At 66.7% G+C, this 25,101-nt stretch carries 19 protein-coding genes; 2 read left to right on the forward strand and 17 right to left on the reverse strand.

Going from position 1 to position 25,101, the window contains the following annotated elements; genetic code table 11:
* Positions 1-2: 2 nt before the first annotated feature.
* From gspG to DMO17_RS08495, 5 genes are all read right to left on the reverse strand, one after another.
* Positions 3-425 carry a type II secretion system major pseudopilin GspG gene (gene gspG / locus DMO17_RS08475; protein WP_110682057.1) on the reverse strand — a complete coding sequence of 141 codons (423 nt, stop codon included), beginning with the start codon at positions 423-425 and terminating at the stop codon, positions 3-5.
* A 5-nt stretch (positions 426-430) separates the two neighbouring features.
* On the reverse strand, positions 431-1,645 hold the full coding sequence (gene xcpS / locus DMO17_RS08480) for a GspF family T2SS innner membrane protein variant XcpS (protein ID WP_110682058.1): 1,215 nt from the start codon (positions 1,643-1,645) through the stop codon (positions 431-433).
* Positions 1,645-3,156: a type II secretion system ATPase GspE gene (gene gspE / locus DMO17_RS08485; RefSeq protein WP_110682059.1), complete on the reverse strand. Its 1,512-nt coding sequence runs from the start codon at positions 3,154-3,156 to the stop codon at positions 1,645-1,647. The genes xcpS and gspE overlap by 1 nt, the downstream gene beginning before the upstream one ends.
* Before the next feature lie 215 nt (positions 3,157-3,371).
* Positions 3,372-6,113 (reverse strand): peroxidase family protein, encoded by a 2,742-nt coding sequence (locus DMO17_RS08490; protein ID WP_110682060.1) that lies wholly within the window; start codon positions 6,111-6,113, stop codon positions 3,372-3,374.
* Positions 6,114-6,231: 118 nt separating this feature from the next.
* Entirely contained in the window at positions 6,232-8,865 is a 2,634-nt protein-coding gene (locus DMO17_RS08495) for a LuxR C-terminal-related transcriptional regulator (RefSeq protein ID WP_110682061.1), read from the reverse strand.
* A 263-nt stretch (positions 8,866-9,128) separates the two neighbouring features.
* Here DMO17_RS08495 and DMO17_RS08500 point away from each other — a divergent pair, with 263 nt between their 5' ends.
* Together DMO17_RS08500 and gspD are read left to right on the forward strand one after the other, a co-directional pair.
* A complete protein-coding gene (locus DMO17_RS08500; RefSeq protein WP_181418755.1) occupies positions 9,129-9,770 on the forward strand; it encodes a type II secretion system protein N in 642 nt (213 codons plus the stop codon).
* Positions 9,767-11,716: a type II secretion system secretin GspD gene (gene gspD / locus DMO17_RS08505; RefSeq protein ID WP_110682063.1), complete on the forward strand. Its 1,950-nt coding sequence runs from the start codon at positions 9,767-9,769 to the stop codon at positions 11,714-11,716. Before DMO17_RS08500 ends, gspD begins: the two co-directional genes overlap by 4 nt.
* Positions 11,717-11,744: 28 nt before the next feature.
* Here gspD and DMO17_RS08510 read toward each other — a convergent pair whose 3' ends face one another.
* The 12 genes from DMO17_RS08510 to asd all read right to left on the reverse strand — a co-directional run bounded on the left by DMO17_RS08510 (position 11,745) and on the right by asd (position 25,080).
* Complete coding sequence (locus DMO17_RS08510; protein WP_110682064.1) at positions 11,745-11,993, reverse strand: GlsB/YeaQ/YmgE family stress response membrane protein; 249 nt, start codon at positions 11,991-11,993, stop codon at positions 11,745-11,747.
* A gap of 110 nt (positions 11,994-12,103) precedes the next feature.
* On the reverse strand, positions 12,104-13,315 hold the full coding sequence (locus DMO17_RS08515; protein WP_110682065.1) for an O-succinylhomoserine sulfhydrylase: 1,212 nt from the start codon (positions 13,313-13,315) through the stop codon (positions 12,104-12,106).
* A gap of 11 nt (positions 13,316-13,326) precedes the next feature.
* Positions 13,327-14,832: an amidophosphoribosyltransferase gene (gene purF, locus DMO17_RS08520; RefSeq protein WP_110682066.1), complete on the reverse strand. Its 1,506-nt coding sequence runs from the start codon at positions 14,830-14,832 to the stop codon at positions 13,327-13,329.
* A 43-nt stretch (positions 14,833-14,875) separates the two neighbouring features.
* Positions 14,876-15,430, reverse strand: coding sequence for a CvpA family protein (locus tag DMO17_RS08525; protein ID WP_110682067.1), 555 nt, complete (start codon positions 15,428-15,430; stop codon positions 14,876-14,878).
* 88 nt (positions 15,431-15,518) lie between these two features.
* Entirely contained in the window at positions 15,519-16,106 is a 588-nt protein-coding gene (locus DMO17_RS08530; RefSeq protein ID WP_110682068.1) for an SPOR domain-containing protein, read from the reverse strand.
* Complete coding sequence (gene folC / locus DMO17_RS08535; protein WP_110682069.1) at positions 16,090-17,388, reverse strand: bifunctional tetrahydrofolate synthase/dihydrofolate synthase; 1,299 nt, start codon at positions 17,386-17,388, stop codon at positions 16,090-16,092. The genes DMO17_RS08530 and folC overlap by 17 nt, the downstream gene beginning before the upstream one ends.
* Entirely contained in the window at positions 17,385-18,260 is an 876-nt protein-coding gene (gene accD / locus DMO17_RS08540) for an acetyl-CoA carboxylase, carboxyltransferase subunit beta (RefSeq protein ID WP_110682070.1), read from the reverse strand. Before accD ends, folC begins: the two co-directional genes overlap by 4 nt.
* A 132-nt stretch (positions 18,261-18,392) precedes the next feature.
* Complete coding sequence (locus DMO17_RS08545; protein WP_110682071.1) at positions 18,393-19,013, reverse strand: phosphoribosylanthranilate isomerase; 621 nt, start codon at positions 19,011-19,013, stop codon at positions 18,393-18,395.
* Positions 19,014-19,069: 56 nt separating this feature from the next.
* A complete protein-coding gene (gene truA / locus DMO17_RS08550) occupies positions 19,070-19,927 on the reverse strand; it encodes a tRNA pseudouridine(38-40) synthase TruA (RefSeq protein ID WP_110682072.1) in 858 nt (285 codons plus the stop codon).
* A 3-nt stretch (positions 19,928-19,930) separates the two neighbouring features.
* Positions 19,931-22,705, reverse strand: coding sequence for a motility hub landmark protein FimV (locus DMO17_RS08555; protein WP_110682073.1), 2,775 nt, complete (start codon positions 22,703-22,705; stop codon positions 19,931-19,933).
* A 154-nt stretch (positions 22,706-22,859) separates the two neighbouring features.
* On the reverse strand, positions 22,860-23,864 hold the full coding sequence (locus DMO17_RS08560; RefSeq protein ID WP_110682074.1) for an aspartate-semialdehyde dehydrogenase: 1,005 nt from the start codon (positions 23,862-23,864) through the stop codon (positions 22,860-22,862).
* 103 nt (positions 23,865-23,967) lie between these two features.
* Positions 23,968-25,080 (reverse strand): aspartate-semialdehyde dehydrogenase, encoded by a 1,113-nt coding sequence (asd, locus tag DMO17_RS08565; protein ID WP_110682075.1) that lies wholly within the window; start codon positions 25,078-25,080, stop codon positions 23,968-23,970.
* Positions 25,081-25,101: the final 21 nt, after the last annotated feature.

Here is a 25,101-nt window from a genome sequence, read left to right on the forward strand (position 1 = left end):
AGTCAGAGATCCCAGTTGCCGATGTCGGCGTCGGTCCCCTCGCCGCCTTCCTGGCCGTCGGCGCCCAGCGAATACAGGTCGATCTTGCCACGGGTGCCCGGCGACAGGTACAGGTACTGGTTGCCCCAGGGGTCGACAGGCAGCTTCTTCAGGTAGCCCTCGGCGTTCCAGTTCTTCGCCGCCGGCGTGCCGGTGGGTTTCTTCACCAGGGCCTCCAGGCCCTGCTGGGTGCTCGGGTAGTTCTGGTTGTCCAGCTTGTACATGTCCAGCGCGGCGCCGATGGCGCGGATGTCGTTCTGCGCCGCGGTGACCTTGGCCTGGTCCGGGCGGCCCATCACCTGCGGCACCACCAGGGCAGCGAGAATGCCGAGGATGACCACCACCACCATGATCTCGATCAGCGTGAAGCCTTTCTGTTTGTACATCGCTATCAACCCACCAGTTGGTTCAGAGAAAGAATCGGCAGCAGGATGGCCAGCACGATCACCAGCACCACCGCGCCCATGAATACCAGCATGAACGGCTCGAACAGCCCCACCAGCAGGCCGATGGTGGCCGCCAGGTCGTTTTCCTGGTTGCGCGCCGTGCGCGCCAGCATCTGGTCCAGCTCGCCGGAACGCTCGCCGCTGGCGATCATGTGCAGCATCATCGGCGGAAACTGCCGGCTGGCTTCCAGCGCGCGCGACAGGCTGCCGCCCTCGCGCACGCGCTGGGTGGCGTTGGCCACGTCGCTGCGGATGATCAGGTTGGACACCACCTCGGCGCCGATGGCCAGCGCCTCCACCAGTGGCACGCCGCTGCGCACCAGGATGGCCAGGGTCGAGGCGAAGCGTGCCGTCTCGGTGGCGGCGATCAGCCCACCGACCAGCGGCACGCGCAGCAGGAAGGCATGCCAGCGCCGGCGCAGATCCTCGCTGCGCAGGGCGCGGCGAAAGGCGAGCACGCCGAGCACCGCCAGGACGATGGCCAGGGCGCCCCAGGACTTGACCAGCTCGCTGAGGAAAATCAGCCCGCGGGTCAGCGCCGGCAGGGTCTGCCCGGAGTCGACGAACACCCGCACCACATCCGGCACCACGTAGCCGAGCAGAAAACCGACGATGCCCAGCGAAGCGAGCATCAGGATCACCGGGTAGAGCAGCGCCATCTGGATCTTCTGCCGCGACTGCTGGCGCTGCTCGGTGTAGTCGGCCAGCTGCTCCAGCACCGGCGCCAGGTGCCCCGCATGCTCGCCGGCCGCCACCGTGGCGCGGTACAGCTCGGGGAAGGCCGCCGGGTAGGAGGCCAGGGCCTTGGCCAGGCTGTGGCCCTCGAGCACCTTGCCGCGCACCGCCAACAGCATCGACTGGATGCGCGGCTGGCGCGACTGCGCGGCGGCGGCGCGCAGCGCCTCCTCGATGGGCAGCGCGGCGCCGATCAGGGTCGCCAGCTGGCGGGTGACCAGCGCCAGGTCGCGGGCCGACAGGCCACGGCGCAGGCTGAAGCCAACACCCTCGGCCTGCTCCCTGCGCTGTACCGGCTCGACCTGCAGCGGCGACAGCTGTTTGTCGCGCAGCAGCTGGCGCACCTGGCGGGCGCTGTCGCCCTCCAGCACCCCTTTCTGCTGGCGACCCCTGGCATCCAGGGCGATGTATTCGAAGGCGGCCATCAGTCTTCCCGGGTCACGCGCAGCACTTCTTCCAGGGTGGTCACCCCTTCCAGCACCTTGCGCCGGCCGTCGTCACGGATGCTTGGGCCGAGGCTGCGGGCGTGGCGCAGCAGCTCCTGCTCGCCGACGCCGTTGTGCACCAGGGTGCGCATCTGGTCGTCAAAGATCACCAGCTCGTAGATGCCGGTACGGCCGCGGTAGCCCTGCTGGTGGCACTCCGGGCAGCCCTTAGCGTGGTAGATCAGCGGCTGGCTGTGCGGGTCGAGGCCAAGCAGGCCGCACTCGGCCGCGTCGGCCGGACGCGCCTCGCGGCAGTGCACGCAGAGCACGCGCACCAGGCGCTGGGCCAGCACGCCGAGCAGGGAAGAAGACAGCAGAAAGGGCTCGACGCCCATGTCGACCAGGCGGGTGACGGCGCCGACGGCGCTGTTGGTGTGCAGGGTGGAGAGCACCAGGTGGCCGGTCAGCGAGGCCTGCACGGCGATGTCGGCGGTTTCCTGGTCGCGGATCTCGCCGACCATCACTACGTCCGGGTCCTGGCGCAGGATGGCGCGCAGGCCGCGGGCGAAGGTCATGTCCACCCGCGGATTGACCTGGGTCTGGCCGATGCCTTCCAGGTAGTACTCGATCGGGTCTTCCACCGTGAGGATGTTGCGCGAGCGGTCGTTGAGGGTGACCAGGCCGGCGTACAGGGTGGTGGTCTTGCCCGAGCCGGTGGGGCCGGTGACCAGGATGATGCCGTGGGGCTTGCGCAGGTTCTCGTCGAGCAGACGGCGGTCGCGCTCGCTCATGCCCAGGTGTGTAAGCGACAGGCGCCCGGCCTGCTTGTCGAGCAGACGCAGCACCACCCGCTCGCCATTGGCCGACGGCAGGGTGGAAACACGGATGTCGACCTCGCGGCCGCCGACCTTGAGCGAGATGCGCCCGTCCTGCGGTACGCGCTTCTCGGCGATGTCCAGGCGTGCCATGACCTTGACCCGCGAGACCAGCAGCGCCGCCAGTTCGCGGCGCGGCTCGATCACTTCGCGAAGGATGCCGTCGACGCGAAAGCGCACCACCAGACGTTTCTCGAAGGTTTCCAGGTGGATGTCGGAGGCGCCAGCCTTGATCGCCTCGCTGAGGATGGCGTTGATCAGGCGGATGATCGGTGCGTCGTCCTCCTGCTCCAGCAGGTCGCCGGATTCGGGGGTGAGCTCGGCCAGGCTGGCCAGGTCGAGCTCGGCACCCAGGCCCTCGGCCATCTGCCGCACTTCGGAGGAGTCGCGCTGGTAGGCCAGGGCCAGTTCCTGCTCGAAGGCCTCGGGCTCCAGCCAGTGCAGCGGCAGCACGCGACCGGCGAAGCGCTGGGCCTCCTGCACGGCGGTCAGGCTGGCGCCACGACGCACCTGCAGCTGGGCCTGGCCGAAAGGCTCGCGCAGCAGCACGCCGTGGCGTTTGGCGAAGGCGAAGGGCAGCGAGCGCAAGGTGGGACTTGCGGGAGCCGTCAGGGCGGCGTGGGTATCGGTGGACATGGGCGGATGCGTTCCCCGAACAGAAGATCCATCTTGCTGTTGTTCTTGTTGTTTTTATGGCATGGCCGAGGCGCCAAGTTAACGGATTTGCGCAAAAACTGCAGTGCCGATTTCGCAGGCGGCAGCACAGCCTGGAGTAGAAGTGTGATGGACGTAAGGCGCGCGCCAAAAAACAGCCCCGGCACGGGCCGGGGCTGTTCAGCAAGGGATGACCCTTATTTGTCTTCGTGACGCTGGTGCTTGAAGAACACCCCGTTGTCGCCGAAGGCCGAAGCGATGAACGGCGAGGTCAGCTCCATCTCGCCTATCTTCACCGCGCTGTTGCGCCGTTGCTGGGCGTAGCTGCGATTGGTCGACGGCAGGATCGAGGTCTTGATCTCCATCGAGGTGGCGTAGACGTCGTACAGCTTGGTGCCGGCGGTGAGGCTCGTCAGGTCGCTGCGGAAGTCATGCGCCGCACTGGAGAACAGGCTGCGCAGCTCCGGCTTGGGCACGAAGTAGATCTGCGTCGGCGCCTTGACCGAAGTCACGGCCTGGCCGGTCTGGGTCACTTCGGCCATGTCGTCCACGCGCAGCAGGGTCGGCTTGAGGCTGACCAGCGAGAACAGCAGCGTGGTGCCCAGGGTATCGTTGGTCTCCGGCAGGACGAACTGCGACAGCTCGTTGGCGAAGAAGTTGTGGTTGCTGCCCTGCCCGCTCAGGGTGTAGAGCGCGGAGACGTTCTGCGACGGCTTGCCGTCGACGAAGGCCTTCCACGCCAGGCCCGGCTGGAAGCCGTTGGTTGCCGGGTCGCCGGCCACCGACAGGCGCAACAGGCCGCTGTCGGCGCCCTGGAACAGGCCGGTGTAGGGATGCCCCGGCACGGCGGTGAACTTGACCTTGGCCATCACGCCATGCGGGTGCATGGCCTTCTCGTAGCCGGCCGGTGCCACGTCGGACTTGGTCTGCACCTTCTTCCACAGCACCGAACTGATCAGGCCACCGACATCCACCGGCGGAATGACCGGCAGCTGGCCTTCGACGTACTGGCTGCGCAGGGCGCCGTTGACCCACAGGTTGTCCTGCTTGGCCTTGCCCGGCCAGCTCTCGTAGTCGGCCGGGATGTTCAGACCCCAGGGCTTGAAGGCGTTTTCCACGCCAGCCAGGCTGTTGACCAGCTGCGGATTGTGGCGTTTGAGCACGTCGACCATGGTGGTGTTCTCGACCCAGGCCAGGCCCTCGGCGGTGTAGATCTCCGGGCGGTAGTCCTTGGTGTAGAAACGGTCGGTCATCAGGCGCCGCGAGGCGTTCATGATGAAGATCTGGAAGGCCGTCTCGCCGAAGGCGAAGCCGTCCGGACGCACGGTCTCGGCCAGCATGCCGACCAGGGTGTCGATCTTCTCGATGTCGTTGCCGTAGATGCGCTTTAGGTTGGCCAGGGTGGCCGGGTCGGTGGTCAGGTCCTCGAACTTGGTGATCGGGTTGAGGCCGATCTCGCGGCGGAACTCGTTGTAGCGCGGCACCCCGCGCTCGCGGTCACGCAGCACGTCGATGGTCGCCAGGTCGATGTTGCCGACCAGCGGCATGGACAGGTTGCGCAGGAAGTTCGGGTAGTTGTTGAGGGTCAGCGAGCCCGGGTTGGTGATGCCGAAGGAGTACCACAGGCGATCGGGATTCTCGTAAGCCAGCAGCTCCTCGGCGTCGGCGTCGCGGGTCTCCTGCAGCGGCACGGTGCGCGCGATGATGTTCGAGCCGATGTCGTAGACATCGACCTTGTCGCGCATCAGCGGGTGCATGCGGTAGACCGCGACGAACTCCTCGGTCAGGGTGTAGGGCACGCCGTAGTTGTTCGGGTTGGTCGAGCCGACGATGCCGGCCAGGGCATGGTCGATGGCCGAACTGCCGGCCTGGCTGCCGTCGATGCCGAGAATGCGCAGGACGAAGGAGTTGGAGCTGGCCAGGTCCTCCTGCAGCATGCGCGCCTCTTCCTGATACTTGTCACGCTCCGGACCGGAACCCAGCAGGCCCCACCAGTTGGCGTACATGGCGCGTTCGGTGACCGGGTTGGCGATCACCGCCGGGGTCCATTCCACGGTGTGGATCTTGGCCATCAGCGCGGAGTTGACCAGGCGCGCACGGTCGTACAGCCACTGGTCGTCCTTGTCCGGGTACTTCTGCTGGAGCATCGCCGCGATGGCGTTGTGCTCCTTGGTGAACAGCTGGTGCAGCATGCTCAGGCCGACCCACCAGTTCTCGTTGAAGCCGGTGATCGGCTTGCCGCTGAGGAACTCGGTCGGCAGGGTGCCGTCGGGGTTGATCTTCAGCTTGCCGCCCTCGAAGGCGCGCACCTTGTCGTTGGTGGCCTTGCTGCTGCCATACAGCTGCGAACCATCCCACCAGTGGGTGTTGTGGTTGCGGTAGGTGGCCGGCTTGCCGGCCTCGGCCGGGGTACGGGTCGGGTCGGGCTGGGTGCGGCGCACGGACAGGCTGCCGGAGCCGAGCACGTCGCCAGCCGGCAGCGGCACCTGGATCGGGTTGGCTTCGGCGTTGGGGCCGTGTTCGACCCAGTCATGCACCATGAACTGGATCCAGGAGGCGGCGATGAAGTTGAGGCTGGGCGCCGGCTTGAACTCGCCACGCGCCATCAGCACGTTACTCACTTCCCGCGGATTGGGACTGAGCAGGGTGTCGGCCTCGGTCTCGCCATGGGTCACGCTGGGGTCGACGTTGCGCCCGAAGCGGCGGTACACCGAGCCCTCGGCCGGGTTGGCGAGGATGTTACAGGTGCCGTCCTCGGTACGCGCCACCTGGCTGCGGGCATCACAGGTGATGCTGGCGTTGGCCGCGGGCAGGTTGTCGACGTCGAACAGGTTGTTCTTGAACAGCACGTCGCGCTCGAGCGCGAGCGTGATCAGGCCGGCATAGATGCCCAGGGTGCCGAACTTGACCAAGCCCGGCCACGTGACCCAAACAGACATGGCGATATCTCCCGATTTCTTCTTGTACTAATGGGGTTGCTTGCCGGCTTTTCCGGCAGGCGGGAGATTAGGCAGTTGCGCGCGCCCCTCCCCCCTCCCCGGGGAGGGGCATGGCGCATTAGCCGTTGCGGGCCTGCATGGCGAGGATGGCTTCGGTACGCCCGGAGAGGCTCAGCTTCGAGTAGATGTTCTTCAGGTGCCACTTGGTGGTGGACAGGGCAATGCCGGTGCTGACGCTGATCTCGCTGTTGGACAGCCCCTTGAGCAGGCAGGCGAAGATCGCCGCCTCCTTGTCGGTGAGCTGTTTCAGCGACTCGGACAGGAGCGCCGGCGGCGCCTGGCCTGTGCCCTGGAGGAAGTCGGCGTAGGCCTCGCGATAGGCCTCCGGCGCCTGCAGCCGGCCCGAGCGCAGCAGGCCGAACACCGCCTCGGCGAAGCCGGGCGCCTCGTCGAATACCGAGCGGTTGATGTTGACGATGCCGAAGCGCTCGACCAGCGCCAGCAGGGCCCTGTCCTGCTCGTCCGCCCCCAGCTGCGGGGCGTTCAGCACCAGCAGGTTGGCCTCCACCACCAGCGCACGGGCCTTCATCTCGCTGTTCTGCAGCGCCTGCGCCAGCACCTTGAGGATGCGGCAGGCGCGCGGCTGGGCGCCGCGCATCACCAGCCAGTACACAGCGGCCAGACCGTAGCGCTCCCAGCACTCTTCATAGGGGCGCACCCTCTCCCACTCGCCGGCGGCCAGGCGCTCCTCGATACCCAGGCGCTGGGCCAGGGCGTCTAGCGCCGCCGGGCGCCCGTCGAGATAGGCCTGACGCATGCTCTCCTGCGCCGCCTGGCTGGCGAAGCGCGCGTAGTTACCCAGTTGCAGGATGCGTGACAGCTGCTCCAGCAGGCGCGTAGCGCGGCCCTGGGACTGGCGCCGGTGAAGCAGGCGCGACAGGGTGATGTGCACGGTGGCGATGGTCTCGGTGGCCGAGGACGACGTGACCATGGCCATCAGGTCCTCGCACAGCTGCTGGGCGGCGACCAGCTGGTTCTGCTCGTACAGCGCCACCACCATGGCGGTGGCACGGTTGACCCAGGCCGGCGAGGAGCGCTCGGTGCGCTGGTAATCCAGGCAGACATCCTTGCGCGCGCTGGTAGCGCGCCCGGCGTTGCGGTTGCACAGGGCGATGATCAGGTCGGCGTAGCTCTCCAGGAACAGCTGGCCGGTGCTGGCCAGCAACGCCTTGGCCTCCAGCGCCAGCTGGATCGACTGCTCCAGGCGGCCGTGCATCAGGTGGTGATAGGCGAGGATGCTCAGCGCCAGGGCACGGATGTCCGAGGCGACGCCCGCGGCCAGCAGGTCGGACCAGCGCTGGCCGGGGTCGAAGGCCAGGTCGTGCTGGAACAGCTCCAGGTTGAGCGCCAGCAGCTGGCGGGTCGGCTCCTCCAGGCCCGGCTGGCCGGCGCAGCGCGCCACCAGTTCGTCCAGGCAGTAGCGCGCCCGGTGGAAACGCCGCGACAGGGTCAGGGCATAGGTCATCGGCACCAGCAGGCGCGACTGTGCGCAGAGTTCTGCCTCGCTCAGCGGTTCCAGCCACTTCAGCACCTCGGCGAAGTGACCGCTGCGCACCCATTGCTCGCAGGCCTCGCCCAGCAGGCCGTGGAACAACGCGCGATCGCCACTGCGCTGGGCATGCTGCAGGGCCAGTTCCAGGTCACCACGCTGCTGCAGCACCAGGGCTGCCCGCCGATGCAGTTGCGCCACTTCCTGCGGTTTGTACATGGCCAGGCGCCGGGCGAGGAAATCGTGCAACAGGGCATGGTAGCGGTAGCAGCCGGGGTACTCGTCCACCGGCAGCATGAACAGTTCGCGCGCCGCCAGATCCTCCAGCAGCAGGGCCGAACCGCTGCGATCGAGCACCCGGTCGCACAGCTCGCCGTCGAAGCGCTCGAAGATCGCGCTGCACAGCAGGAAGTCATGCAGCTGTGGCGACAGCTTCTTCAGCACCACGTGGCCGAAGTAGTCGACTATCTCCGGATGGCCGCCACCGAAACGCTGCAGGGCCTCGGTACCGAAGCGCGCATAGGCCATCAGGGCCATCTTCACCCCGACCATCCAGCCCTCGGTCATGGCCATCAGGCTGCCGACATAGGCCGGGCTGAGATCAGGACCACCCAGGTAGGCATTGAGGTGCTGGATCTGCACTGGCGACAGGCGCATGTCGTGCTGGTCGATGCACAGCAGCTTGTTGTCCAGCTTCAGGCGGCTGAGGGAGAACCCCGGATGGTTGCGCCCGGACAGTATGACCCGGGTGTTGCCCGCCAGGCGTTCGAGCATGGCCGAGAGCACGTCGAGGATGATCGGCTGGCCGATGCACTGGAAGTCGTCGAGGACCAGGTAAAGGCGCCTCTCGATACGATTCAGCGCGTCGGCCAGGTACTCGCCGAGCACCTCGGGTGACTGGTGCATCTCGGCGGCGAAGGGGTTGAACCAGGACAGGTCGAAGTCCTCGACCTGGGCGCGGATGTTTTCGGCCAGGTGGCGAAAGAAGCGTACCGGCTCGTTGTCACGCGCCTGCAGTGAATAGTGCACCACACTCCCGAAGGGGCGGTCGGCCTGCCACTGGGCCAGCAGGGTCGACTTGCCGGAGCCTGCGGGCGCCAGCAATAACGTCAGGGGAAACTGCTCGCTACGGCAGAGCAGTTCCAGCAGCTCCGCGCGTGCAAACCCCACGGGAGCCGCGACGGGCGGCTTGCGATCTTCCATGGCGGTGATCCGTCTGGCTTATTGTTATTGTTGAACGGGAAGCACGTGGGGCCGATGATAGCGACTCGTTCGCCGGAAGTTTCGAAATGTTTCACGCTTCCGGCGCAGCGGAGAGTGCACCAGCGCGCAGATAGGCGACGCGAATACGCCATGGACGAAGGACTTGCGTTAAGGTTGCCTGCGCCCGCAGAGTACGGGCCGGATTGCGAGACGCCGAGCAGAGCGTCCGCACAGAATAAGAAGAACACCGGGGGATCCATGCCTTGAGTAGCACCCGCACCCGCCTGCCCGCCTGGCTGCAGCGCCACGGCGTGACCGGCCTCTGCCTGCTCGTGGTGCTGCTCATCACCCTCAGCCTGAGCAAGCAGAGCGTCGATTTCCTTCGCCTGCTGCGCAGCGAGGCTGCGCCGCCAGCGGCTCCGGCAAGCATCGCCGAGCGCCAACCGCTGTCCATCCAGCGCCTGCAGTATCTGTTCGGTACGCCCGCGGCCAGGCCGCGCGGCGACCAGGCCGCCCCCGCTACCCGACAGCAGATGACCCTGCTGGCCAGCTTCGTCAACCCGGATGCAGCACGCTCCGCGGCGATCATCCAGGTCGCCGGCGACAAGCCCAAGCGCATCGCCGTGGGCGAGCAGGTCAACGCCAGTACCCGCCTGCAGGCCGTCTATCAGGACCACGTGGTGCTCGACCGCGGCGGCGTCGAGGAGAGCCTGCGCTTCCCCGCCGTGCGCCAGCCCTCGCTGACGCCGGCCTACTCGGCGCTGGAGCCCACCGCCAGTCAACTGGAACAGCTGCAGGACGAGGACGTCCAGGCCCTGCAGGAGCGCATCCAGAACCTTCAACAACGCATGGAAGGCGGCGACATCCCGCAGCCCGAAATACCGGAAGCCGAAGACAGCCCATGATCGACTCCAGAATCCCGCCGCACAAACGCCTGCCCCTCGCCCTGCTGCTGGCCGCGAGCTGCCTCGCCGCCCCGCTGCCGCTCGTCCATGCCGCCGAGCCGGTGGCGGTGAGCCAGGGCGCCGAGACCTGGACCATCAACATGAAGGACGCCGATATCCGCGACTTCATCGATCAGGTGGCGCAGATCTCCGGCGAGACCTTCGTCGTCGATCCGCGGGTCAAGGGTCAGGTCACGGTGATCTCCAAGACCCCGCTGGGCCTGGAGGAGGTCTACCAGCTGTTCCTCTCGGTGATGAGCACCCATGGCTTCAGCGTGCTGGCCCAGGGCGACCAGGCGCGCATCGTGCCGGTCACCGAGGCGCGCAGCGGCGCCAACAGCAGCCGCAGCGCGCCGGACGATGTGCAGACCGAGCTGATCCAGGTGCAGCACACCTCGGTCAACGAACTGATCCCGCTGATCCGCCCGCTGGTGCCGCAGAACGGCCACCTGGCTGCTGTGGCCGCCTCCAACGCGCTGATCATCAGCGACCGCCGGGCCAATATCGAACGCATCCGCGAACTGATCGCCGAGCTCGACGCCCAGGGCGGCGGCGACTACAACGTGATCAACCTGCAACATGCCTGGGTACTGGACGCCGCCGAGGCACTGAACAACGCGGTGATGCGCAACGAGAAGAACAGCGCCGGCACCCGGGTGATCGCCGACGCCCGCACCAACCGCCTGATCCTCCTCGGCCCGCCGGCCGCCCGCCAGCGCCTGGCCAACCTGGCCCGCTCGCTGGACATTCCCAGCACCCGTTCGGCCAATGCGCGGGTGATTCGCCTGCGCCACAGCGACGCCAAGAGCCTGGCCGAGACCCTGGGCGACATCTCCGAGGGATTGAAGACCGCGGAGGGTGGTGGCGAAGCCGCCAGCAGCAAGCCGCAGAACATCCTGATCCGCGCCGACGAGAGCCTCAATGCCCTGGTCCTGCTGGCCGATCCGGACACCGTGGCGACCCTAGAGGAAATCGTGCGCAATCTCGACGTACCGCGCGCCCAGGTGATGGTCGAGGCGGCCATCGTGGAAATCTCCGGGGACATCAGCGACGCTCTCGGCGTGCAGTGGGCGGTGGATGCCCGCGGCGGCACCGGCGGTCTCGGCGGGGTCAACTTCGGCAATACCGGGCTGTCGGTGGGCACCGTGCTCAAGGCCATCCAGAACGAGGAAATCCCCGATGACCTGACCCTGCCGGACGGCGCCATCATCGGCATCGGCACCGAGAACTTCGGCGCGCTGATCACCGCCCTCTCCGCCAACAGCAAGAGCAACCTGCTGTCCACGCCCAGCCTGCTGACCCTGGACAACCAGGAGGCGGAAATCCTGGTCGGGCAGAACGTGCCTTTCCAGACCGGCTCCTACACCACCGACGCCTCGGGGGCGAACAACCCCTTCACCACCATCGAGCGCGAGGACATCGGCGTGACCCTCAAGGTCACCCCGCACATCAACGACGGCGCCACCCTGCGCCTGGAAGTGGAACAGGAGATCTCCTCCATCGCCCCCAGCGCCGGGGTCAACGCCCAGGCGGTGGACCTGGTGACCAACAAGCGCTCGATCAAGAGCGTGATCCTGGCCGACGATGGCCAGGTCATAGTGCTGGGCGGACTGATCCAGGACGACGTCACCAGCACCGACTCCAAGGTGCCGCTGCTGGGTGACATCCCGCTGATCGGCCGGCTGTTCCGCTCGACCAAGGACACCCACGTCAAGCGCAACCTGATGGTGTTCCTGCGCCCGACCATCGTCCGCGACCGCGCCGGCATGGCCGCGCTGTCGGGCAAGAAGTACAGCGATATCAGCGTGCTGGGTGCCGACGAGGATGGCCACAGCAGCCTACCGGGCAGCGCCGAGCGCCTGTTCGACAAACCCGGCGCCGGTGCCGTGGACCTGCGCGACCAGTAATGGGCGGCGGGACGGCGTCCCGCCAGCGCTACTGGGCCTTCTTGATCAGGCCGACGATGAACAGCAGGACCAGGGCACCGATCACCGCGGTCACCAGCGAGCCGATCAGCCCACCACCGGCGGACACGCCCAGGTAGCTGAACAGGTGGCCGCCGATCACCGCGCCGACTATGCCCACCACCAGGTTGCCGATCAGCCCGAAGCCGCCACCACGCAGCAACTTACCGGCGATCCAGCCGGCAACGGCGCCGATGATCAGGAAAAGGATGAGGTTCATGGGGCAGCTCCTGGGCTAGGACGTTTCCCCAAGACTAGCTGCTGATTGCGGAAAGGCCCGCCGCAAGCCCCCGCCCCTGCCTTTCGCGGCAGGAACGGGGGCCCCCGTCCTCAGAGCGCGGCCAGGCCGCGGGCCAGGTCGGTCTTGAGGTCGGCCACGTCTTCCAGGCCCACGGCGACGCGCACCAGGTTGTCGCGGATACCGGCATTGGCCCGCTCCTGCGGCGACAGACGCCCATGGGAGGTGGTGGCCGGATGGGCGATGGTGGTCTTGGTGTCGCCGAGGTTGGTGGTGATCGAAATGACTTTCGTCGCGTCGATAAAGCGCCAGGCCGCCTCCTTGCCGCCCTTGACCTCGAAGCTCAGCACCGCGCCGAAGGCACTCTGCTGACGCTTGGCCAGCTCGTGCTGCGGGTGGCTGGACAGGCCGGCGTAGTAGACCCTGTCGATGCCCGGCTGGGTCTCCAGCCAGCGGGCCAGCTCCAGCGCGCTGGCGCTCTGCGCCTGCATGCGGATGCGCAAAGTCTCCAGGCCCTTGAGGAACATCCAGGCGTTGAACGGGCTCAGGGTCGGCCCGGCGGTACGCAGGAAGCCGACCAGCAGCTCCATCTGCGCGCGGCGCCCGGCCACCACGCCACCCAGGCCGCGACCCTGACCATCGATGAACTTGGTCGCCGAGTGCATGACCAGGTCGGCACCCAGCGCCAGCGGCTGCTGCAGGGCCGGAGTACAGAAGCAGTTGTCCACCGCCAGCAGCGCGCCACGGGCATGGGCGATCTCGGCCAGGGCGGCGATGTCCACCAGCTCGGCCAGCGGGTTGGACGGCGACTCGACGAACAGCAGCTTGGTGTTGGGCTTGAAAGCCGCCTGCCAGGCGTCCAGGTCGGACAGCGGCGGGTAGTCGACCTCGATGCCGAAGCGCTTGAGGTACTTCTCGAACAGGCTGATGGTCGAGCCGAATACGCTGCGCGACACCAGTACATGATCGCCGGCGCTGCACAGACTCATGACGATGGCCAGGATGGCGGCCATGCCGGAGGCGGTGGCCACCGCCTGCTCGGCACCTTCCAGCGCGGCGATGCGCTCCTCGAAGGCGCGCACGGTCGGGTTGGTGTAGCGCGAGTAGACGTTGCCCGGCTGCTCGCCGGCGAAGCGCGCAGCGGCGTCGGCGGCGCTGCGGAACACGTAGCTGGAGGTGAGGAACATGGCCTCGCCATGCTCGCCCTCCGGCGTACGGTGCTGACCGGCGCGCACCGCCAGGGTGTCGAAGCCGACGCCTTCGAGGTCGCTGTCCAGGCGCCCTGCTTCCCACTCCAGACTCATGGCCCGCTCCTTCAGTCGTTGTGCAGATCGATGATAGCGCTGGCGCTGTGCACCTTGACCTTGGCCGCGTCGTTGCGCGCCTGCTCGATCTTGTTCAGATAGGCCTCGTTGACGTCACCGGTGACGTACTGGCCGTCGAACACCGCGCAGTCAAAGTGCTCGATCTTGATCTTGCCGCCGCCAACCGCTTCCTTGAGATCGTCCAGATCCTGGTACACCAGCCAGTCCGCGCCGATCAGCTCGGCCACTTCCTCGGTGGTACGGCCGTGGGCGATCAGCTCGTGGGCGCTCGGCATATCGATGCCATACACGTTGGGATAACGCACCGCCGGGGCCGCGGAGCAGAAATACACCTTCTTGGCACCGGCCTCGCGGGCCATCTGGATGATCTGCTTGCAGGTGGTGCCACGCACGATGGAGTCGTCAACCAGCATCACGTTCTTGCCGCGGAACTCCAGGTCGATGGCGTTGAGCTTCTGGCGGACCGACTTCTTGCGCGCGGCCTGGCCGGGCATGATGAAGGTGCGGCCGATGTAGCGGTTCTTGACGAAGCCCTCGCGGAACTTCACACCCAGCTGGTTGGCCAGTTCCAGGGCGGAAGTGCGGCTGGTGTCCGGGATCGGGATGACCACGTCGATGTCGTGATCCGGGCGCTCGCGCTGGATCTTCTCGGCCAGCTTCTCGCCCATGCGCAGGCGCGCCTTGTACACCGACACGCCGTCCATCAGCGAATCGGGACGGGCCAGGTAGACGTGTTCGAAGATGCACGGCGAGTACTGCGGGTTGGAGGCGCACTGGCGAGTGTGCAGCTTGCCGTCCTCGGTGATGTATACCGCCTCGCCCGGCGCCAGGTCGCGGATCAGGCTGAAGCCGAGCACGTCGAGGGCGACGCTTTCGGAGGCGATCATGTACTCCACGCCCTCGTCGGTGTGGCGCTGACCGAAGACGATCGGGCGGATCGCATGGGGGTCGCGGAAGCCGACCACACCGTAGCCGGTGATCATCGCCACCACGGCGTAACCACCGCGGCAGCGGGCATGCACGCCGGCGACGGCGGCAAACACGTCCTCTTCGGTCGGCTGCAGCTTGCCGCGCACCGCCAGCTCGTGGGCGAATACGTTGAGCAGCACTTCCGAGTCGGAGTTGGTGTTGACGTGGCGCAGGTCGGACTCGTAGATCTCGCGCGACAGCTGCTCGACGTTGGTCAGGTTGCCGTTGTGCGCCAGGGTGATGCCGTACGGCGAGTTGACATAGAACGGCTGCGCCTCGGCGGAGCTGGAGCTGCCGGCGGTGGGGTAGCGCACGTGGCCGATGCCGACGTTGCCCACCAGGCGCTGCATGTGGCGTTGCTGGAACACATCGCGCACCAGGCCGTTGTCCTTGCGCAGGAACAGACGCCCGCCATGGCTGGTGACGATGCCGGCAGCGTCCTGGCCGCGATGCTGGAGCACGGTAAGGGCGTCATACAGGGACTGATTGACGTTGGACTTACCGACGATACCGACGATGCCGCACATGTGACGCAACCTCTGTGTAGTGAATCAGGCTAGTTCCGGGCTCTTACGGCAGTTTAGGCTGCAAGAGACCCTCGTAGGACGGAAGCTCGGGCGTATCGGTGATGCCGCTGGCGAGCCACTGGCTGGTCAGGCTCAGGATGAGGTTCTTCGACCAGTCCGCCACCATCAGAAAATGCGGCAGCAGGGTCGACTGCTGCCACCACTGATCCTGTTGCACCGGCGCCAGGCTCACCAGCCCCACCAGCACGACCACCAGCAGGGCCCCGCGCGCCGCGCCGAAGACCATGCCGAGAAAACGATCGGTGCCCGACAGGCCGGTTACCCGGATCAGCTCACCGATGAGGAAATTGATCAGCGCCCCGACCAGCAGGGTCACCACGAAGAGAATGGCGCAGGCGGCGATGACCCGCATCGACGGCGTCTCGATGAAATCCGTCAGGTGCTGCGACAGGGCGCCGCCGAACATCCAGGCGACCACACCGGCGATGATCCAGGTCAGCAGCGACAGGGCCTCCTTGAAGAAGCCACGGCGCAGGCTGATCAGACTGGAGATGGCGATGACGGCGATGATCGCCCAATCGACCCAAGTGAATGCCACGTTGCTGCCTACAGACGGGAAAGGCGGCGGATTTTAACAGAGCGGACCCGTGCGGGTAAGCCGGGTCCTCACTATGGGCGAGATAGCGTCAGCCGTTCTCCGGCTGGAAACGCACCACGAAACCGTTGAGCTTCTGCTGGCGGTTGAGCTGGTCGCGCAGGCGATCGGCCTCGGCACGCTCGATGACCGGTCCGACGAATACCCGGTTCATGCCATCGAAACTGCGGATATAGGCGTTGTAGCCACTGCTGCGCAGGGTCTGCTGCAGTTTCTCGGCACCGGCGCGGCTGGACAGGCTGGCCAGCTGTACCGACCAGCTGACCGGCAGGCTGTTGGCGTCCAGGCCGCTGGCCGGCTTCTCCTCGGGCGTGCTGGCCTGCACCGGCGCCTGCGGCTCGACGACCGGTTGCACCGGGGTGGCAATCGGCTCACTGGGCGATTGCGGCACCGGCTCCACCGGCGGCACTTCGTCCTCGGCCACCGGTTCGGGCACGCTCACCGGTTCCAGCGCCACTTCGGGCATGGTCGGCTTTGCCGGCATGGCCGGGGCATCGACCACCACCTGGCGCAGCTCGTCCTCGCGGGAAAACAGCATGGGCAGGAAGATCACCGCCAGCGCCACCAGCACCAATGCGCCGACTATCCGCTGCTTGAGCCCCTTATCCAGCACTGCCATCGCCCGCCTCCGCCTGTTGGCCGAGCCACTCCAGGGCCTCGGCCACGCAATAGAAAGATCCGAACACGAGGATCTCGTCATCCTCGTGCGCCTGGCCACACTGTACCAGCAATGCTTCGGCGACGCTGGAGCAGGCACGCACATCGGCACCCAGGTTGCGCAGGGCCGCTTCCAGCTCGCCCGCCGGGCGCGAACGCGGACTGTCCAGCGGCGCTACCGCCCAGCCCTGCACCTCCAGCTGCAACGGCGCCAGCACGCCGGCCAGATCCTTGTCGGCCAGCAAGCCGAATACCGCCAGCCGCCGCCCCTTGGGCGGGCGCGCGGCCAGGCGCGCGGCCAGGTATTCGGCGGCATGCGGGTTGTGCCCGACATCCAGCAGCAGGCTCAGCTGCTTACCCTGCCAGCGCGATTGACGACGCTCCAGGCGCCCCGCCACCCGGGTGGCGCGCAGCGCATTGGCCAGGCGCTCGGGCTGCCAGGCCAGCCCCAGTACGGCATAGGCCTGCAGGGCCAGGGCGGCGTTTTCCATCGGCAGATCCAGCAGCGGCAGATCGTGCAGTTCGAGCACCTGGCCGTCCGCGGTGAGACCGCGCCAGTGCCAGTTCCGCTCGCCGATGGCCAGGTCGTAGTCGCGCCCGCGCAGAAACAGGGGGCAATCCAGCTCGGCGACCCTCTGCAGCAGCGGCAGTGGCGGGTCGAGATCGCCACAGAACGCCGGCTTGCCCTGGCGCAGGATGCCGGCCTTCTCGAAGGCCACCGACTCGCGGGTGTCGCCCAACCACTCGGCGTGGTCCAGGCCGATGCTGGTGACCAGCGCCAGGTCGGCATCGACCAGGTTGACCGCATCCAGCCGGCCGCCGAGACCGACCTCCAGCACCACGGCGTCCAGGCCGGCTCGCTCGAACAGCCAGAAGGCCGCCAGGGTGCCCATTTCGAAATAGGTCAGGGAAATCTCGCCACGCCCGGCCTCGACAGCGGCGAAGGCTGCACACAGCTCCTCGTCGCTGGCATCGCGCCCTTCGAGCTGGACCCGCTCGTTGTAATGCAGCAGGTGTGGCGAGCTGTAGACGCCGACCTTGAGCCCCTGCTCACGCAGCAGAGCCGCCAGGAAGGCACAGGTGGAGCCCTTGCCGTTGGTGCCGGTGACGGTGATCACCAACGGCGCCGGCTTGCCCAGGCCGAGCCGGCGAGCGACCTCGCGCGAGCGCTCCAGGCCCATGTCGATGGCACTGGGGTGCAGTTGCTCCAGGTAGCTCAGCCAGTCGGCGAGGGATCGGCTCATGCAGTGGCCGCGGGGGTCGGCAGGTGCTGCAGCTGCGCCAGCAGGCGGGCCAGGCGCGGCCGCAGGTCGTTGCGGTGAATGATCATGTCGATGGCGCCATGCTCCAGCAGAAACTCGCTGCGCTGGAAGCCTTCCGGCAGCTTCTCGCGCACGGTCTGCTCGATCACCCGCGGACCGGCGAAACCGATCAGCGCGCGCGGCTCGGCGACTATCACGTCGCCGAGCATGGCCAGGCTGGCGGACACGCCGCCGTAGACCGGGTCGGTCAGTACGGAGACGAAGGGAATGCCCTCCTCGCGCAGACGCGCCAGCACGGCGCTGGTCTTGGCCATCTGCATCAGCGAGATCAGTGCCTCCTGCATGCGCGCACCGCCCGAGGCGGCGAAGCACACCAGCGGGCAGCGCTTCTCCAGGGCCACGTTGGCGGCACGCACGAAGCGCTCGCCGACGATGGCGCCCATGGACCCGCCCATGAAGCTGAACTCGAAGGCGCAGGCCACCACGGGCATACCCTGCAGCTTGCCGCTCATGGAGATGAGGGCGTCCTTCTCGCCGGTTTCCTTCTGCGCGGCGGCCAGACGGTCCTTGTATTTCTTGCTGTCACGGAATTTCAGGCGATCCACCGGCTCCAGCTCGGCGCCCAGTTCCTCACGGCCGTCGGCATCGAGGAACAGGTCCAGGCGAGTACGCGCATCGATGCGCATGTGGTGGTTGCACTTGGGGCAGACATCGAGGGTCTTTTCCAGCTCGGGACGATAGAGCACGGCATCGCAGGACGGGCACTTGTGCCAGAGCCCCTCGGGCACCGAGCTCTTCTTGACCTCGGAACGCATGATCGAGGGGATCAGCTTTTCTCTCAACCAGTTGCTCATGCTTACTCTCCGTAGCTGTTTCGGGGTCTTGGGCGACCCGGGCAAATGCTGATTCGGACCGTGGACGGCGACCGCCATGCCCCGGCCGGGGAACGATGGCTTATGGACGGCAGGCATCCGTCCGTCGTCACATCAGCCACCGCACGCCGCGCGAATGAATGCCCCGACCTTCTGCGCATCCTTGATCCCCTTGCTCGCCTCGACGCCCCCACTCACGTCCACGGCATAAGGACGCACCCGGGCGACGGCAGCCGCGACATTGTCCGGGCGCAGACCACCGGCCAGGATCAGCGGCTTGCTCAACCCCTGCGGTATCAATGACCAGTCGAAAGCCTCGCCGGTTCCACCGGGCACCCCCTCGACATAGGCATCCAGCAGGATGCCCTGGGCGCCCGGATAGTCAGCCACCCGGGCGACGATGTCATCGCCGGCCCTGACGCGCAGCGCCTTGATATAGGGACGCCCGAGGCCCTCGCACTGCTCGGCCGACTCGTCACCGTGAAACTGCAGCAGATCCAGCGGCACGCTGGCGAGGATATGCGCCAGCTCGTCACGAGCTGCATCGACGAACAGGCCGACCGTGGTCACGAAAGGCGGCAGCGCCGCGATGATCGCCCGCGCCTGCTCGACACCGACGGCCCGCGGGCTCCCGGCATAGAACACCATGCCGATGGCGTCGGCCCCGGCTGCGGCGGCGGCAAGGGCATCCTCGACCCGAGTGATTCCACAGATTTTGACGCGAACGGCTGTCAACGTGCCGGCACCTTCTGCAAAAGAAAAAATGATGGTAGCAAAGCCAGGCCGCAGTTTCAGCCGAAGCTTTGCGGCAGTGCGGAGAGGAAATGCGGCCCCAGGTAGCGCTGTGGCAGCTCGAATTCCTGCGGGTACTCCACCTGCACCAGGTACAGGCCATAGGGATGGGCGGTGACGCCGCCGCTGCGCCGATCGCGTGCCGCGAGCACCTCGCCGACCCAGCCCGGCTCACGCTCGCCGGCGCCTATGGTCATCAGCACCCCGGCGAAGTTGCGCACCATGTGATGCAGGAAGGCATTGGCGCGCACGTCGATGACGATGAAGCGACCATGCTCGATCACTTCCAGATGGTGCACCGTCTTCACCGGCGACTTGGCCTGGCACTGCACCGCACGGAAGGAAGTGAAGTCATGGGTACCGACCAGATGGGCCGCTGCCTCGCGCATGCGCGCCACGTCCAGAGGGCGGTGATTCCAGGTGACTTCCTCGGCCAGATGTGCAGGACGGATCGGATCGTTGTAGATCACGTAGCGATAGCGCCGGGCGAAAGCCTTGAAGCGAGCATGGAAGTCTGCCGGCATGACCTTGGCCCAGGTCACGCTGACATCGGCCGGCAGGTTGGCATTGCCGCCCATGACCCAGGCCTTGAGCGGGCGCTCGACGCGGGTATCGAAATGCACCACCTGGCCACTGGCATGCACGCCGGCATCGGTGCGTCCGGCACAGATGACACTGACCGGCTCGGCGGCGACCTGCGATAGCGCCCTCTCCAGCACCTCCTGGATCGAGGGCACGCCGGCCTCCTGGCGCTGCCAGCCACGGTAGCGGGCCCCCTTGTACTCGATGCCGAGGGCGATTCTGGAAACGCCAGCGGCGGCCATTTCGGCCGCCGCTGGTGGTATTGCGTCGGACATGGATCAGCTCAGCTTGGCGATCAGCTCACGTGCTTCCTGCTGCTGCCCCTCGTTACCCTCGGCGATCACTTCGTCGAGAATATCGCGGGCGCCCTCACTGTCGCCCATGTCGATGTAGGCACGTGCCAGATCCAGCTTGGTGGCGGTCTCGTCGGTACCCGAGAGGAAGTCGAAATCGTCGTCCACATCCAGCCCCGCTGCGCTAGAGGAAGCCTCCGGCCGAGCAGCCGGCAGCTCGTCGGCCAGACCGCCACTGAGCTCATTCAGCTCGGCGGAAACCTCGTCCAGCTGGGCGGCGAAGCTGTCCGCCACCGGAGCAGCGGGCGCCTCGTCGGCCAGCGACAAATCGAAGTCGGCCGGCATCTCCAGCTCGACCTCGGCAGCCGGCGCGATCGGCTCGTCATCCAGGCTGAGCATGAAATCATCTTCGGCAAAAGCAGCCGGCTTGCTCTCGGCCTCCAGGTCCAGACTGAAGTCGGCCAGATCGTCGCCCAGGGACAGGCTCTCAGCGGCAGCATCTCCGCCCAGGTCCAGATCGAAATCCATGTCGCTGGCAACAGTGCTGGCCGGAGCTGCCGGGGCGTCGAAGTCGAGGCCGGCATCCAGCTCCAGATCGTCCAACGTTGCCTCGGCAGCCGGAGTGCTCTGCGCAGTCGGCTCGTCCAGATTGACGTCCAGCTCGTCCAGGCTCAGATCGAAGGCATCATCCAGATCAGCGGCAGCAGGCTGCGGCGACGCCGGCTCGTCAAGCGTCAGGTCATCCAGGCTGAAGCTGTCCAGCTCATCGGCAGCAGCGACTGCGGCACCGCCAGCCAGGGCCGCTGCAGCCATCGCCGGATACTTGGCCTTGAGCTGGTCGACGGCACCGGCGGAGCCACCGATCTCGCGCAGTTCCTGCTCCTGGCGGGCAAAACCGTCACGGTCACCCAGCTCGGCGTAGACCTCCATCAGCTTCAGGCGCAGGTCGCCGCGCTGCGGCTCGTCATTGATCGCATTGTGCAGCAGCTCGGCAGCCTGACTGAACTTGCCGTAGGCGATGTAGATATCGGCCTCGCCCAGCGCATCGGCGGTCTGCGGCGCGACGCGCTCTTCAGCCTGACCACGGATTGCAGACTGGTCGGCAGCATCATCGAGCCCGGCAAAGCTGTCGTCCGGCAGGTCCATGTCGGAGGCAAAGGCGTCATCGCCCTGCTCGGCAGAAAGACTGTTCTGTAGCTCGGCCTCTTTCATCGCGTTACGGCGCGACAGCACCATCAGACCAATCAGCAGCGCCAGCAGCACACCGCCGCCAGCAGCACCGAGCAGCATGGGATTGGCCAGCAGCTGATCAAGCATGCCCTGCGGCTCCGACTCCTTGACCACAGGCTTGGTAACCGGCTTGGCAGGCTGCTCGGGCTTGGCAGCGGCCGGCTTGGCCGGCTGGGGAGCCGGCGCCTGCGCGGCAGGCTTGGCTGGCTCGACCTTGGGCGCCGGCTCTTCGTAGTTGAAATCGGTGGCAGCGGGCTTCTCGACCGGCTTCACCTCGGCGGGCTTGGCCTCGGCAACCGGAGCAGCCGGCTTGACCTCCTGCGGCTTGGCCTCAGCGGAAGGCGCGGCCGCAGCCTGGCCCTGCTTGGCCAGGTCGGCCTGCAGCTTGGCCAGCTGGCTATCCTTGAGTTCGAGCAGGCGCTGCGCCTTGTCGAGCTGGCTCTGCAGGTCGCCCAGGCGGCTTTTCAGCTCTTCGTTTTCGCGACGCGTGGAGTCCAGGCTTTCCTTGGTGACGGCCAGCTGGTCATTGAGCGCCTTGCTATCGCCCTTGCCCTTCTCGGTACCGGCAGTTGACTTACCACTGTCGGCGGAAACCAGCTTCAGGCTGTCCTTGGCCTCGGCCTTGGCCGGCGCCGCACCGGCGCTGTCACGCTTGGTGGCATCCAGCTGGCGGGAAGAACTGGCGGCGACGCTGCGCCCCTCACGCCAGGCGGCATTCTGCTCGGCGACCTGGGCCAGGGCTTCGGCCTGGCTGCGGCTCTTGATCTGCGCATCGGTAGGCAGGCGCAGCACCTGGCCACTCTTCAGACGGTTGATATTGCCGCCGATGAAGGCATTAGGGTTGAGCTCCTGAATGGCCAGCATGGCCTGGTGCACGCTACCGCCCTGGCGACTGCTCTGGGCGATTTCCCACAGGGTGTCGCTGGAAGTGGTCTTGTACTGATCGGCTGCAGCCTTCACCGGAGCCGCCGGGGCCGGAGCAGCCGGAGCGACTGGCGCGGCCGGGCGAGCCGGGGCACTGGCGCTGGGGGTAACCGGGCGCGGAGTGGGCGCCGCAGCCTGCGGGCGGGGTGCCGGTGCAGCGGCTACCGGCAGGCTCGGCGCAGTGGTCAGCGCCGGAGTGGGGGAATACAGCGGCGGATCGAGCAGCAGGGTGTACTCGCGCAGCAGCCGGCCATTCGGCCACAGCACTTCGACGAGGAAGTTGACGTAGGGCTCGCGCACCGGCTTGGTAGAGGTGATGCGAATCACGCTCTTGCCGTTGGGCTTGATGATCGGCGTGAACTTGAGATCGGTCAGGAAGTACTGGCGATCGACACCGGCCTTGTTGAACTCCTCGGCCGAGGCAAGCGCCGGGATCACCTCACCGGGTGCCAGATCGCGCACTTCGAGCAGCTCGATCTCCGCCACCAGCGGCTGGCTCAGCGAGGACTGCAGGTCGATCTCCCCCAGCCCCAGCGCATGTGCCGTACCGGAAGTCAGCGCGGAAGCAGCCGCAATTGCCAGCACCAGTTTGCGAACCCGAACCATAGTGTAATCCCTTGTTTTATCTTTTTTTCTCGTTGCACGAGAGGATTTTGAAGCGCGCTGCCTGCACCCGCCCAGAGGCGACTCCCCGCCAGCGAACTACCAAACCAGTATTGCCAAGCTAGAATAAATCTTCAAATTTGGGGCTAAGTATCTTTTACAGATAGTGTTTTATCAACAACTCGCCAATTTGCACAGCATTGAGCGCAGAGCCTTTTCGCACGTTATCTGACGCAATCCACAAATTAAGCTCGGCAGGGTCGTCCAGGCCAGCACGCAAGCGCCCAACATACAGTTCATCCTGGCCCACCGCATCCCCGACGACAGTCGGATAATCCCCCTCCTCCACCAGCTCGATACCCGCCTGCCGCCCCAGCAGTGCGGCAACTTCCTTTATATCCACCGCCTCTGCGGTTTCCAGGGAGACGGCCAGGCTGTCGCCGAAGAACACCGGCGCCACACAACAGGTGACCGCCACTTTCAGCCCCGAGACGCCCAGCACCCGCTTCAGCTCATCAGCCATCCGCCGCTCCAGCCGGGCATGACCACCCTCCCCCGACTCGCCAACCCGAGCCAGCAGGTTGAACGCCACCTGGCGATCGAACAGCTGCGGCTCCAGCGGGCGCATGTTGAGCAGCTCGGTGGTCTGCCGCGCCAGCTCGCTGACCCCGGCGCGCCCCAGGGTGGAAACGGCCAGGACCGCATTCAGGGTGATCTTGCGCAAGCCGGGCCGGTCGCGCAGCGGTGCCAGCACGGCAGCCAGGGCGGTGGCGGCCGGCGCCGGACTGGACAGCAGATAGGGCGCACTGGCACCAGCCAGCGCCTCGGCGTTGGCTTCGGGAACGACCGGCAATGCCTGCTCCAGGGTGCCACTCAGGTCGATCACCGAACAGCCGGCCGCCTGGGCCTTGGCGGCGTACTGGCGGCTGACCTCCTCGCCGGCGGCGAAGAACGCCAGGCGCACCTGGCTGAAGTCGAACCCGTCCAGCTCGCGCACCCGCAGGTTCTTGCCGCGGAAAGGCACGGACTGCCCCGCGGAATCGCCGCCCGCCAACAGATGCAGGCTGCCGAGCGGGAACTCGCGCTCCTCCAGCAACTGCACCAGGGTTTCGCCGACGGTGCCGGTGGCGCCGATCACGGCGATATCGAGGGTCTTGGACATCGGAAAGCCTTCTGGGAATAGCGAATGGCCGGCACTCTACCCGCACGGCGCAGAAAATAAAAAGGGCCGGTCATGGACCGGCCCTCTGGCGCAACACGCGCGATCAGCGCTCCAGCAGGATGCGCAGCATGCGCCGCAGCGGCTCAGCCGCACCCCACAACAGCTGGTCGCCGACGGTGAAGGCGCCGAGGTACTGCGAGCCCATGTTGAGCTTGCGCAGGCGGCCGACCGGTACGCTCAGGGTGCCGGTGACGGCGGTCGGGCCGAGGTCGCGGATGCTCGCCTCGCGGGTGTTCGGCACCAGCTTGACCCAGGGGTTGTGCTGGCTGATCAGGCCCTCGATGTCGGCCATCGGCACGTCCTTGTTCAGCTTGATGGTCAGCGCCTGGCTGTGGCAACGCATGGCGCCGATGCGCACGCACAGGCCGTCCACCGGAATCGGGCTCTTGATCCGGCCGAGGATCTTGTTGGTCTCGGCCTGGCCCTTCCACTCCTCGCGGCTCTGGCCGTTGGGCAGCTCCTTGTCGATGTAGGGGATCAGGCTGCCGGCCAGCGGCACGCCGAAGTTGTCCACCGGGAAGCCTTCGCCACGCATGGTCTCGGCGACCTTGCGGTCGATGTCGAGGATGGCGCTAGCCGGGTTGGCCAGGTCATCGGCCACCGCGCCGTGGATGGCGCCCATCTGCTTGATCAGCTCGCGCATATTCTGCGCCCCTGCTCCGCTCGCAGCCTGGTAGGTCATGGCACTCATCCACTCGACCAGACCGGCTTCGTACAGGCCGCCCAGGGCCATCAGCATCAGGCTGACGGTGCAGTTGCCGCCGATGTAGTTTTTGGTGCCGGCGTCCAGCGACTGGTCGATCACCTTGCGGTTGACCGGGTCCAGCACGATGACCGAGTCATCGGCCATGCGCAGGCTGGAGGCCGCGTCGATCCAGTAGCCGTTCCAGCCGGCTTCGCGCAGCTTGGGGAAGACTTCGTTGGTGTAGTCGCCGCCCTGGCAGGTCAGGATCACGTCGAGGCTCTTCAGCTCGTCGATGCTGTAGGCATCCTTCAGCGCAGCGACGTCCTTGCCAATCGCCGGGCCCTGGCCGCCGACATTGGAGGTGGTGAAGAACACCGGCTCGATCAGGTCGAAGTCACGCTCTTCCAGCATGCGCTGCATGAGCACGGAACCGACCATACCGCGCCAACCGATCAGACCTACACGTTTCATAACACTCGTACCTCGATAAGC

The sequence above is a fragment of the Aquipseudomonas alcaligenes genome (genome assembly GCF_003205495.1).
Lineage (GTDB): Bacteria > Pseudomonadota > Gammaproteobacteria > Pseudomonadales > Pseudomonadaceae > Aquipseudomonas > Aquipseudomonas alcaligenes_B.